General features: G+C 67.6%; 10 protein-coding genes. 5 read left to right on the top strand and 5 right to left on the bottom strand.

All coding sequences use genetic code 11. The annotated features are described in order from the left end of the window. Nucleotides 1-105 precede the first annotated feature (105 nt). From FGS76_RS17615 to FGS76_RS17600, 4 genes are read left to right on the top strand one after another with little or no spacing between them, the layout of a single operon-like run. Nucleotides 106-771, top strand: coding sequence for a hypothetical protein (locus tag FGS76_RS17615; protein ID WP_138773972.1), 666 nt, complete (start codon nucleotides 106-108; stop codon nucleotides 769-771). A gap of 43 nt (nucleotides 772-814) precedes the next feature. After that, nucleotides 815-1,288 carry a PH domain-containing protein gene (locus tag FGS76_RS17610; RefSeq protein WP_138773971.1) on the top strand — a complete coding sequence of 158 codons (474 nt, stop codon included), beginning with the start codon at nucleotides 815-817 and terminating at the stop codon, nucleotides 1,286-1,288. After that, complete coding sequence (locus FGS76_RS17605; protein ID WP_138773970.1) at nucleotides 1,278-2,786, top strand: PH domain-containing protein; 1,509 nt, start codon at nucleotides 1,278-1,280, stop codon at nucleotides 2,784-2,786. Before FGS76_RS17610 ends, FGS76_RS17605 begins: the two co-directional genes overlap by 11 nt. A 3-nt stretch (nucleotides 2,787-2,789) precedes the next feature. Then, nucleotides 2,790-3,530, top strand: coding sequence for a TerC family protein (locus FGS76_RS17600; protein WP_138773969.1), 741 nt, complete (start codon nucleotides 2,790-2,792; stop codon nucleotides 3,528-3,530). Between the two features lie 18 nt (nucleotides 3,531-3,548). On the opposite strand, the gene FGS76_RS17595 is transcribed toward FGS76_RS17600, so the two are convergent. The 3 genes from FGS76_RS17595 to FGS76_RS17585 form a co-directional block, all read right to left on the bottom strand. Continuing rightward, on the bottom strand, nucleotides 3,549-4,703 hold the full coding sequence (locus FGS76_RS17595) for a metallophosphoesterase (RefSeq protein ID WP_138773968.1): 1,155 nt from the start codon (nucleotides 4,701-4,703) through the stop codon (nucleotides 3,549-3,551). Next, on the bottom strand, nucleotides 4,700-6,439 hold the full coding sequence (locus tag FGS76_RS17590) for an alkaline phosphatase D family protein (RefSeq protein ID WP_138773967.1): 1,740 nt from the start codon (nucleotides 6,437-6,439) through the stop codon (nucleotides 4,700-4,702). The genes FGS76_RS17595 and FGS76_RS17590 overlap by 4 nt, the downstream gene beginning before the upstream one ends. A gap of 189 nt (nucleotides 6,440-6,628) precedes the next feature. After that, nucleotides 6,629-7,555: a sterol desaturase family protein gene (locus FGS76_RS17585; protein ID WP_138773966.1), complete on the bottom strand. Its 927-nt coding sequence runs from the start codon at nucleotides 7,553-7,555 to the stop codon at nucleotides 6,629-6,631. Nucleotides 7,556-7,644: 89 nt separating this feature from the next. Between FGS76_RS17585 and FGS76_RS17580 the strand changes: the two genes are divergently transcribed. Then, nucleotides 7,645-8,715: an AraC family transcriptional regulator gene (locus tag FGS76_RS17580; RefSeq protein WP_240692590.1), complete on the top strand. Its 1,071-nt coding sequence runs from the start codon at nucleotides 7,645-7,647 to the stop codon at nucleotides 8,713-8,715. A gap of 51 nt (nucleotides 8,716-8,766) precedes the next feature. Here FGS76_RS17580 and FGS76_RS17575 read toward each other — a convergent pair whose 3' ends face one another. Both FGS76_RS17575 and FGS76_RS17570 read right to left on the bottom strand, forming a co-directional pair. Continuing rightward, nucleotides 8,767-10,725: a monovalent cation:proton antiporter family protein gene (locus tag FGS76_RS17575; RefSeq protein WP_138773965.1), complete on the bottom strand. Its 1,959-nt coding sequence runs from the start codon at nucleotides 10,723-10,725 to the stop codon at nucleotides 8,767-8,769. 2 nt (nucleotides 10,726-10,727) lie between these two features. Continuing rightward, nucleotides 10,728-11,222 (bottom strand): DinB family protein, encoded by a 495-nt coding sequence (locus FGS76_RS17570; protein WP_138773964.1) that lies wholly within the window; start codon nucleotides 11,220-11,222, stop codon nucleotides 10,728-10,730. Between the last annotated feature and the right edge of the window lie 146 nt (nucleotides 11,223-11,368).

The raw sequence follows: 11,368 nt of genomic DNA, 5'->3' as shown, positions 1-11,368 counted from the left end.
GGGCACATGAAACGACGGCTCCGGGCCGGCGAGTTTTACACCATTTCGCAAAAGGCCGGGGCCCGGGGCGTTAGGCTGCGCCGCCCTGAAAAAGGAGAACAAGACATGTATGAATGGATTCAAGAGCACAGCAAGGTGCTCAGCGTTCTGATCAGCTTCGGCACGCTGCTGATCTGGCTGGTTTATGCCCAGTTGCTGTACAGCAGTTACCGCCGCCAGGTACGCCCGCGTATCGTTATCAATCGCGGCAAACACCGGGACGTGAACGCGCTCTGCATTATCAGCAACATGAGCGCCGAGGCGGTGTTCGTGGAGCATATTCTGGCGCGCCTGGAAACCCGGGACGGGGTTTTCCTGGAAGACGTGACCGAGCTGGAGCAGGCCTACCAGCAAGGCGACGAGCAGGACCAGCGCCGCGCCCCGTCGCTGCGCGAGAGCACCCGCCAGGGGCCGCTGAATTCCGGCGACTTTCTGCATATCGGCGCGTTCCGGGAGGTGATCCAGCGGGTGCTCAAGGGCCATGACCTGCCCGCCGGCGAGGATGGCGATCCACGGGGGCTGCAAGCGCTGACCATCCAGGTGGTGGCGATCTACGGGTCCGACGATATGCCGATCGGCGTGGAACGGCGCTTCGTGGTCCGCGATACCGACCGGGGCCGCATGCTGGTGCCGGACACCTGGGACAGCAAGCGGCTGACCCGCCGCCGTCAGCGCCGCCGCCTCCGTGACCTGATGGAAGAGCTGCGCAAGGAACAGTTGTCCCACGATTGAGGAATCCGTTGTAATGGTCCTTTTGCGGACCAGGGGGAACACCATGGGGTTCGAAGCCGTGCATCCGGGCACCGTGGCGGTGTGGCGGGTGCAGTCGCTGGTTGGCGTGGCGGTGGTGTCGCTGGGCCTGGGGGCGGTGTTCGCGCCGTTGCTGGCCGGCGGTCCCCTGGCCAGGCCGGCGTTGCTCGCCGGGGTCGTGGCGTTGCTGGTGCTGGCGGCCCTGGGCTGGTGGTTGCCGGCGGTCTGGTACCGGCGTCTGCGCTACTGTCTGGATGAGCGCGGCCTGAGCGTGGAGCGTGGCCTGCTGTGGCGCCACCGTATCACCGTGCCCCGGGTGCGGGTGCAGCATTCCGATGTGAGCCAGGGGCCGCTGCAGCGTGCCTTCGGCGTCGCCACCCTGCGGTTGTACACCGCCGGCAGCCGTTTCACCGTGACCACCCTGCCGGGCCTGGAGCACGACACCGCCCTGGCGCTGCGCGAACGGCTGCTGCGCGAGGGCGACGGCGATGCGGTATGAGAACGGCCACCCGGTGCCGGAACGGCGCCTGCATCCACTGAGCTGGGTATTCCATCTGGTCGGCGGGCTGGGGGCCTTGATCCCCCTGGGCATCGCCGCCGCCCTGGGCGCGGAATGGGACGGTGCCCTGTGGATGCTGATACCGCTGCTGCTGCTCGGCCCCCTGGCCGGGCTCTGGCACCAGTGGGTGTACCGCTACGATTACGGTCCGGAGGGTCTGCTGATCCGCGAAGGGCTGGTGTTTCGCAACCTGCGCCAGATCGACTACCGGCGCATCGAGAACATCGATACCGAACGTACCCTGCTGCACCGCCTGCTGGGCGTGGCCGACGTTAAGGTGGAAACCTCCAGCGGCGGTGGCGCGGAAGCCACCATCCGGGTGTTGTCGGTGGATGGCGCCCGGGCGCTGAGCGAGGCGGTGTTCGCCCGCCGCCGGGCGCTGGTGGCCGATACGGACGATGCACCGGGGAGCGAAGGGGACCCGCCGGCCGGCGTGGAGGACGCGAAACACCGGGCGACGCCCCTGCTCAGGTTGCCGGCCAGCGAATTGATTCTGATGGGACTGATCGACAACCGTAACCTGTTCTGGCTGGGTGCGGTGGTCGGCTCCGTATTGCAGGTGGTCGGGGTGGAAACCCTGGAGCGGCTGCTGGGGCCGGCCCTGCTGGACGCCGGGGTGGTCTACGTGAGCCAGCTGGCTCTGGTGCTCAAGATCGTTCTGGTGCTGGCCACCGTGGTCGGCGTGCTGCTGGTGGGCAAGCTGCTGTCGGTGATCACCGCCCTGGTGCAATATCACGATTACACCCTGGAGCAGGACGGCGACGACCTGCGCGCCCGCCATGGCCTGTTCACCCGCCGCACGGTGACCCTGCGGGTGCCCCGTATCCAGGTGGTGCACCAACTGGCCACGCCAATGCACCGCCTGTTCCGGCGCGTCACCCTGCAGGTGGATCTGGCCGGCGGCGCCGCCGAACCGGGCCAGAGCGGCGGCGCCCGACCGCTGGCACCGATCTGCCGGCCGGCCCGGGCGGACGCCCTGATCGACCGGGCGCTGCCCGGCATGGACCGGGCCGCCCCGGACTGGCGGCCCCTGTCGGCGCGCACCCGCCGCCGGCTGACCCGCCTGTGGCTCTGGTGCTGGGCGCTGCTGAGCCTGCCGCCGGCAATCTGGTGGTGGGGCTGGCCGGGGCTGGCGGTGCTGCCCGCCGGGCTGCCGGTGGCGCTGCTGCATGGCCATCTTTACGCCCGTTATACCCGCTGGGCCCTGACCCCGGACCTGCTGCTGTTTCACCGGGGCTGGTTGTGGCGCCGGCTGGCGGTGGTGCCGCGCAATCGTATTCAAACCGTGCGCCTGGCCCGCAATCCCTTCGACCGGCGCTATCGCATGACCGAGTTGGAAATCGACACCGCCGGCGGTGGCCTGGCGAAGCGCCGGGTGCGGCTGGCCTATCTGGACCGTGACGTGGCCGCCCGGCTGGCCGGGTCATTATTGGAGTAAGTCATGCTGGAATGGATCACCTCGCCGGAGGCCTGGATCGCCCTGGCCACCCTGACCGCCCTGGAGATCGTGCTGGGCATCGACAACATTATTTTCATGTCGATCCTGGTGGACCGGCTGCCGGAGAAGCAGCGACCCAAGGCCCGTTTTATCGGTCTGTCCATGGCCATGGTGATGCGGCTGCTGTTGCTGGCGTCGCTGGCCTGGCTGACACAGCTCACCGCCGATTTGTTCACCGTGCTCAATCAGGGCATTTCCGGCCGTGATCTGGTGCTGATCCTGGGCGGCCTGTTCCTGCTCGCCAAGTCGGTGCTGGAGATCCACCATTCCATCGAGGACGCCGATGACGAGCCGCAACTGGCCAAGCCCAAGGCCGGGGCTTCGTTCGCGGGCATCCTGATTCAGATCGCGCTGCTCGACGTGGTGTTCTCGCTGGATTCGGTGATCACCGCCGTGGGCATGGCCAACCATCTGGAAGTGATGGTGATCGCGGTGGTGATCGCGGTGGGCTTCATGATGGTGTTCGCCAACGCCATCGGACGCTTTATCACCGAGCACCCGACCCTGAAGATGCTGGCGCTGTCGTTCCTGGTGCTGGTGGGCACGGCGCTGGTGGCCGACGGTCTGGAATTCCACATTCCCAAGGGCTACATCTATTTCGCCATGGCGTTCAGCTTCGGCGTGGAGATGCTCAACCTGCGCCTGCGGGCCAAGCGCAAGGCCGCCAGCACGCCTGGCAAGTAGTGTGAACCGGCCCGCCGCTCAGGCCGGTTCCAAAACCCGGGCGGTGACCGGCTTGGCGCGGGTTTCCTGGTGGCCGATGCGCAAGCTGCCGTCCTCCGGGGAGACCTGATAGAACACCGTGGTCATGCTGTCCTCGTTCAGTTCCACCCAGACAAAACCGTACTCGCTGTCGTTCTGGTAGCGCACCGGATTACGGCTGGCGTCCTTGAAGTCGTCGGTCTTGGCGCCGGCGCCGGACACCATCAGTTCGGTGCGGCCCATGGCCTGGGCCGGTTGCAGCCATTGCAGGGAATGGTCGTGGCCGGTGAGCAGCAGGTCGGCGCGGTCGGCGAAGCATTCTTCCAGAAACGCTTTGTAGCGCAGGCCGTCCGCGTCCGGGTTGTTGAACATCCAGCGCAGGTGGGCGTCCAGGTCGCCGGCGTTGCCGTGTTTGCCGTTGGAGCGGTAGGGCACATGGGTCATGGCGATTTTCCAGTGGGCCTGGCTTTTGCCCACGGCGCGCTTCATCCAGGTCTGTTGCGGGTAGCCGTAGTTGGCCCAGTTGAAGTTCTCGTCCCGGTCCAGATAGAAGCTGGTGAGCGGGTTGGAATCCACCACGAACAGTTCCAGGAAAGGCGTGTCCCGGGAGGTATCGAAGGCCTGGCTGTAGAACCGCGCCGGCATGTGCCACTTATTGGAATAGCGGTCGCGGCTGTAGTGGTACATCACCTGGTAATCGCCGCGCTGGTTGTCCGAGCCGCCGCCGAACACGGTGCTGGCGCAATCGTGGTTGCCCAGGCAGAGAAAGAACGGCAGGTCCAGGTTCTGGTAGGGGTATTCGAATTTCTCCAGAAACTGGGGGTCGTCCACGGCGGTGACGCCGGCTTCATAGATGTTGTCGCCGGTGATCAGCACCAGGTCGCAGCCGCGCTCGGCCACCACCGCTTCCATGGCGGCGGCCACCTGGTACTGGCCCTGGCCGCCGCTGCCGGTGTCGCCGACGGCGATAAAACGCAGGGTCCGGGGCGCCTCCGGGGTGTCCGGGGTGTTGCCGGTTTCCTGGCCGCCCTGGCCGGGCGTGGCGGCCTGGTCGCCACCGCCACCGCCACCGCCGCCCCCGCAGGCGCTCAGCACCGGTACGCTGGCGCCGCCGATCAACAGGTTACGAATGAAGTCACGTCGTTTCAGGCTCATGGCTTGATTCCTTGCGTTGCGGGCGCCAACGGCGGCGCGGCGGTTTTCGGGGCGCTGGGCTGGGAAGCCCGCTCCACATGGTTCTGGCCATCGCGGGTCAGGTAGGAGCGGGCGAAGAACTCACTGTCGTCCGGTTCGCTGACGGTGTTGAGGTGGAACCAGTCCGCCTTGCAGTGCTCGGCGGTCAGGTCCAGCACCAGATAGCCACGGTGGAACAGATCCACCCATTTCAGATGGGGGTTAAGCGGCACCAGGGCGGCGCGGGCCAGATCGGAGAGTGCCTTGCTGGGCGCCGCCGGCGAGGTCACCGCCGGGGTCACGAACTCCACCGCCAGGGAACCCTGGCCGGTGAAGCGGTTGTAGACCAGGGGGTTGCCCGGGTCGGCGCTCACGTCCATGGCCCAGGAACTGTGAATGTCGCCGGTGAGCACCACGGTGTTGTCCAGGGCCATGGCTTCGATGCGGCCGAGCAGGGCGCGGCGACTGGTTTGGTAGCCGTCCCACTGGTCGTAGTTGAGCTGGGCGCCGCCGCCCAGGTCCCAGTTGGGCGTGTCCGGCAGGGTGCCCAGGGTCAGCGGCGACAGCATCACCTGCTGGCCGATCACATGCCAGCGGGCGCCCCGGCCCCGGGAATATTCCAATTGTTCGAACAGCCATTGGCGCTGGTCCTGGCCGAGCAGCTGGCGGTTGCGGTCGCGGGCCTCGGAGGGGCTGTCCACCTGCTGGTCGCGGCCGATCAGGCGGGTGTCGAGCATCACCAGGGTGAGCAGGTCGCCGTAGTCGAAGCGCCGGTAGATGCGCATATCCCGGTCCGGGAAGCCCATGCGGATCGGCATCCATTCGTAATAGGCGCGCACCGCCGCCCGCTTGCGGTCGGCGAAATCCCCTTCGCCTTCGTTATGGTTTTCGGCGCCATCCATCCAGGCGTCGTTGGCGATCTCGTGGTCGTCCCACACGCAGATAAAGGGATGCTGGCGGTGGCACTCTTGCAGGTCCGGGTCCCGGCGATAGCAGGCATAGCGGCGACGGTAGTCGTCCAGGGTGATGATTTCGTGGGGCGGGTCCACCGGCCGCGGGCCGGCCAGGTCCGGGTCGTTGTACTCGCCCTGGGCGTATTCGTAGATGTAGTCGCCCAGGTGCAGCACCGCGTCCAGATCGGCGCGGCGGGCCACCCGGGCGTAGGCGTTGAACCAGCCGTAGGGCAGGTTGGAGCAGGACACCACCGCCAGGCGCAGATGGTCGACTTGGGCGCCGGGGGCCGGGGCGGTGCGGGTGCGCCCCACCGGGCTGGTGAACCCCAGGCTGCGGAAGCGGTAAAAATAGGTGGTTTCCGGGTCCGGCAGCAGCGGGTCCAGCTTGACGGTGAAATCGTTCTGGGAACGGGCGTAGCCCACCCCTTGATAGACCAGGGTGGCAAAGTCCGCGTCCCGGGCCACCTCCACGATCACCGGGATTTCGTCCAGGCCGGCGGCGGTGAGGCGGGTCCAGAGAATCACCTGGTTGGCCAGCGGGTCGCCGCTGGCGACGCCGTGCTGGAACGGGTCCGGGCCGCCATAGGGTGGCATCTCCGGGGTGTTCGGCGTGGGCCCGGGCTGGCCCGGGTTGCCGGTGCCTGGATTGTCGGTGCCGGGCTTGCCTCCGTCCGGGCTGCTGGAGCCGCCGCCTCCGCAGGCGGACAGGACCCCCAGGGACAGCCCGGTGGTGGCGGAGCGGCTGAGGAATTCGCGTCGTTTCATGACCTGCCTCGATAGGGAAAATCAGGCGGCAAGCTACGGTGCGGCGATGATTCGAATATGACAGTTTCCCGTGGCGCCCCGGGCGGGCGATGGCCGGCGTTGTTTTGCAACGGCGGCAAACGCCCGTGGGCCGGGCGTTTCAGGGGCGGTGGGGGGTATATGTTTTGTTTGGTTTTGTTTTGTAACCGGTCAGCGCCGCCGGTCCCGGCGCCACTCCGGCGGCTTCCACAGATGCTTGAGCCGCTGACCCGCCGGCCCGCCCCGGGCCATGTCGCGGAACATATCCCGGTACTCGTGGCACCAGTTGACGATCAGGCTGCGGCTGTACACCGGCCGGGTGATGCCGTACTCCACCGGCTGGTCGTCCCGCTCGCCGGTGAAGGTGCCGAACAGCCGGTCGAAGACGATAAAGACGCCGCCGTAGTTGCGGTCGATATAGTCCGGGTTGCGGGCATGATGGACCCGGTGGTGGCTGGGGGTGTTGAACACCCATTCCACCCACGGGTGCAGCCGGCCCACCAGGGTGGTGTGGATAAAGAACTGGTAGACCAGGGACAGGGCATAGCAAACCCCGATCCACACCGGATTAAAGCCGATCCACGCCAGCGGCACATACACCAGCCAGCCGCCGTTGAAGATATTGGTGGCGTTCTGGCGCATGGCGGTGGAGAAGTTCATCCGCTCCGAGGAGTGGTGGGTGACGTGGGCGGCCCACAACCAGCGCACCCGGTGGGAGCCCCGGTGGAACCAGTAGAAACAGAAATCCGTGAGCACCCAGAGCAGGGCGCCGGTGGCCCAGTTCAGGGGAATCTCCAGCAGCCGGTGGTGATAGGCGAAGGCGAACACCGGAAAGGACAACAGCCCGGCGAACAGCAGCTCGGTGGTCTGGTAGCCGGCGCCGAGCAGGAAATTGCGCAGTGACTCCCGCGGGTCCACCCGCGCCGGGTCATGGCGGATTCTCAGGTACTCCCACAGGAACACGCCGATAAACACCGGCGTGGCGACGACGAAGATCAACTGCCGTTCGTCCAGGGCCAGCCAGGGCGCCAGCGTCTGCCAGAGCCCGTCCAGACCACTGTCGCGCCAGACATCGCGGAACATTTCCATCAGGGCCATGACCCGGGCCTCCCTGTTGCAGGCGGTAGCTGTGAGGATGGCCACCATTGTGACCCTGGCCGGCGCCGCCGGTATTGACGAAAGGTGCCGTGTTTTTGACAATTCACGCCATCGTCGTCAAACAGGGGAAGACCATGGCCACGGCCATGCGCGTTACCGGGGCCTGGGTGCAGTTGCTCACCGACTGGCTGGACAAGGAAAACCTGCCGGCGCCGGAGCTGCGCGAGATTCTCGACAGCCGTGGGCCGGCGGACATCGTGGCGCTGCCGCTGTGGCGGGAACTGCTGGCCCGGGCGGTGGCGTTGCGCCCGGGGCGGGCGGCGCCGGGCCTGGAGATCGGCGCCCTGGCGCGGCCCCGCCATGTGGGGGTGCTGGGCTACCTGACCCTGACCTGCCAGACCCTGGGCGAGGCGATGCTGGCCTACCAGCGCTACGAGAGCCTGTTCTATGGCCGCGATCTGGTGGAGGTGGTGGCCGACCGGGAGCGCATGACGGTGCGCTGGCCGGCCTCGGTGTCCACCGGGGCGCTGGCGGACAGTGTCGCCATCGCCGCCCTGGTCACCTTTCTGCGCCACCTGCTGCAACAGCGGCTGGCGCCGGCCCGGGTGAGTTTCGTGTTCGCCGCGCCGGAGGCCGCCGGGCGGCGCGCCTACCAGGATTTCTTTGGCTGCCCGGTGACCTTTGACGCCGAGCACACCAGTGTGTCGTTTCCGCTCGCCTTCCTGGAGCTGAGCCTGCCGCGCAGCGATACCGGCTCCCGGGCGCTGCTGGACCGCCAGGCCCGGGCGCTGCTAAGGGCGCTGCCGGAGTCCGACGGCTTCGACCGCGCCCTGCAGCAGGCCATGGTGGCGCTGTTGCCGGACGGGCAGGTGAGCCTGAAGCGGGTGGCGGCGCGGCTGCATATGTCGGTGCGCACCCTGCAACGGCGGCTGCAACAGCGGCGGCTCAACTGGCGCACCTTGCTGGACCGCACCCGGGAACAGCTGGCCGGCCAGTACCTGGCGGACCGGTCCCTGACCCTGGGGGAGATCGCCCTGCTGTTGGGGTACTCGGAGCACAGCGCCTTCAGCCGGGCGTACCGCCAGTGGACCGGGCGCACCCCGGCGCGAGCGCGGAGGGCCGCTTCGGAGGCGGGTATGGGGGGGCGTTATCGCGACTGAAGTCGCTCCTACATCGCTACCCTGTAGGAGCGACTTCAGTCGCGATGCAAGTTACCCCCCGAGCAGCTGTTCCTCCGCCGCTTCCACCGCTTCCAGCGCCCCGTAGAGAATCAGAATGTCGCCGTCGAGCAACACCGTATCGCCGTCCGGGTGCGGCAGGGTGCGGTCCTCGCGGCGCAGGGACTGCACCTCAACCTTGCCGCCGGCCAGTTCCAGGTCACCCAGGCGTTTGCCGATGGCGGCGGCCTGGCCGTGCACGGTGACCGCGTGCAACAGGCGGTAGGGGTTGCCGGCCCGGTCGGCGGTGGGCAGCGACTCGCCGTGGTAGTAGCCGCGCAGCAGCTTGTAGCGCTCCCGGCGGCTCTGGCGCAGCATCGCCAGCACTTTGCCGAACGGCGTCTCCAGCATCATCAGGGCGTGGGCCACCAGCATAAGTGACGCCTCCAGCACCTCCGGCACCACCTCGGCGGCGCCGGCGGCCAGCAGCTCGTCCAGGTGGGCATCGTCCCGGGTGCGCACCAGCACGCGCAGGTCCGGGCACAGTTGGTGGGCGGTGTGCAGAATGCGTTCCGCCTGGCGCGGATCGTCGAAGGTCACCACCAGCAGGCTGGCGCGATGGATGCCGGCCCGCTCCAGAATCTCCTTGCGGGTGGCGTCGCCATAAAGAATATGCTCGCCGGCCTGGCTGGCTTCCTGGATGCGCACCAGGTCGGTGTCGATGGCCACCGCCTGGTGGTGGAAGCGGTGCAGATAGCGCATCAGGTTCTGGCCCACCCGGCCGTAGCCACACAGCAGCACATGGCCGGTGGTGGCCTCGTCCACCGCCGGGGTGTCCGGTTCCTGCTCCCATTGCCGCAGCAGGCGGCGGGTCAGGCCGCCGCTGTGTTCCAGCAGCGCCGGGGTGACCGCCATGGTCAGCACGGTGATCGACACCAGCACCCCGGCCTGTTCATTGCTGACCAGGCCATGGGTGACCGCCAGGGCCACCAGCACGAAGCCGAATTCGCCGCCCTGGGCCAGCAGGATGCCGCTGCGCAGGGCGGTTTCCCGGCGCTCGCCGAGCAGCCGCAGCACCCCGGTGACCACCGCCATTTTCAGCACCAGCAGCAGGCTGGCGCCGACCAGGATCCAGGGCCAGTAGTCCAGGAACAGGGCCGGCGACACCAGCATCCCCACGCCCATGAAGAACAGCCCCAGCAGCAGGTCCCGGAACGGCCGGATATCGGCTTCGATCTGATGCCGGAAATGGCTCTCCCCCAGCATCATGCCGGCCAGGAAGGCGCCCAGCGCCATGGACAGGCCCAGGGCATGGGTGACCCAGGCGGCCAGCAGCGCCAGCAGCAGGGCGGTCATCACGAACACTTCGTCGGAGCGGGCGCGGCCGGTTTCCTCCAGGGCCCGGGGCAGCACCCATTTGCCGATCACATAGATGCCGGCGAACAGCACCACCGCCTTGCCCAGGGTGGCGGCGGCGGTGGCCAGCGGATTGCCGGCGCCCGGGTCGGCCAGCACCGGCAGCAGCACCAGCATGATCACCGCCGCCAGGTCCTGGAACAGCAGCACGCCGGTGGCGGCGCGCCCGTAGCCGGTGTTCACCGCGCCCCGGGTGATCAGGTCGCGGATCACCATGGCGGTGGAGGAGAGCGCGAAGGCGGCGCCGCCGATCAGCGCCACCGCCGGCGTCGGTGCCAGCCACCACAGCAGGCCGATGATCGGCAAGGCGGTGAGCAGCACCTGCAGCGGCCCGGCGCCGAACACCACGCGGCGCAGTGCCAGCAGCCGGGGAATGGAAAACTCCAGACCCAGCGAGAACAACAGAAAGACGATGCCGAACTCGGCCAGGTGCTGCATGCCGGCGGTATCGCCCACCCAGCCGAAGCCGCCGGGGCCGGCCAGCACGCCGGCGCCCAGGTAGGCGAGGATGGGAGGCAGATGCAGGCGACGGAACACCACCACGGCGCACACCGCCGTGGTCAGAAGGATCACTACCAGGGTCAGGGAATCGTGCATGGTCAGGCTTCGGCGGGCATGAAAATCAGATCCGTGGTGCCGAAATCCCGGCCCAACTGGCCGAGCGCGGCGGTGAGCTGGCCACGGTGGTGGGTCTGATGATTGAACAGATGGGTCAGGCACAGGCGCAGGGGCAGGGTGCGCGGCGACCCGGTGGAGGTCAGATAGGCCAGGTCGCCGTCCAGAGCCGGCTCCGACAGGGTGGCCACGTAGTCGGCCAGATCCTGGTCGGTGCGCTGCCGTTCCTGGCTCAGAATGGGGAAGTCGCTGTACAACTCCTGGGCCAGGCTTTGCACCGGGAACGGCTGGCCGGTGAAGCGGCCCAGCCACAGGCGGTCGGTGAGCAGCAGATGGTTCAGGGTGCCGTGGATGGAATGGAAAAACAGCCCCCGGTCCGCCTTGCGCTCATCGTCGTCGAGGGTGGCGCAGGCGGCCAGCATCTGGCCGTTCTGCCAATGGTTGTAGCGCGCCAGATGCGCGTAGTGATCCCGCCACATGGAAAGTCCCCGTTATCGTGATGCGTCTACTGTAATGCAACGGCATCCCGAAACGAATGTTGCGGGTCAACAGAGGCCGGTCTTTCCATCGGGGGTGCGGATCTGCGTGGGTGCCTTCGGGATCGCTGTAGATACCGTCTCTCCTA

Source organism: Alloalcanivorax gelatiniphagus (genome assembly GCF_005938655.1).
Lineage (GTDB): Bacteria > Pseudomonadota > Gammaproteobacteria > Pseudomonadales > Alcanivoracaceae > Alloalcanivorax > Alloalcanivorax gelatiniphagus.
Note: the sequence above shows the minus strand (reverse complement) of the source record. Positions and strands in the feature narration are given on the sequence as shown.

What these genes read in the sequence shown, in the direction of transcription:
- FGS76_RS17615 (WP_138773972.1), top strand. Translation starts at nt 106, where the DNA reads ATGTATGAATGGATTCAAGAGCACAGCAAGGTGCTCAGCGTTCTGATC.
- FGS76_RS17610 (WP_138773971.1), top strand. Translation starts at nt 815, where the DNA reads ATGGGGTTCGAAGCCGTGCATCCGGGCACCGTGGCGGTGTGGCGGGTG.
- FGS76_RS17605 (WP_138773970.1), top strand. Translation starts at nt 1,278, where the DNA reads ATGCGGTATGAGAACGGCCACCCGGTGCCGGAACGGCGCCTGCATCCA.
- FGS76_RS17600 (WP_138773969.1), top strand. Translation starts at nt 2,790, where the DNA reads ATGCTGGAATGGATCACCTCGCCGGAGGCCTGGATCGCCCTGGCCACC.
- FGS76_RS17595 (WP_138773968.1), bottom strand. Translation starts at nt 4,703, where the DNA reads ATGAGCCTGAAACGACGTGACTTCATTCGTAACCTGTTGATCGGCGGC.
- FGS76_RS17590 (WP_138773967.1), bottom strand. Translation starts at nt 6,439, where the DNA reads ATGAAACGACGCGAATTCCTCAGCCGCTCCGCCACCACCGGGCTGTCC.
- FGS76_RS17585 (WP_138773966.1), bottom strand. Translation starts at nt 7,555, where the DNA reads ATGGCCCTGATGGAAATGTTCCGCGATGTCTGGCGCGACAGTGGTCTG.
- FGS76_RS17575 (WP_138773965.1), bottom strand. Translation starts at nt 10,725, where the DNA reads ATGCACGATTCCCTGACCCTGGTAGTGATCCTTCTGACCACGGCGGTG.
- FGS76_RS17570 (WP_138773964.1), bottom strand. Translation starts at nt 11,222, where the DNA reads ATGTGGCGGGATCACTACGCGCATCTGGCGCGCTACAACCATTGGCAG.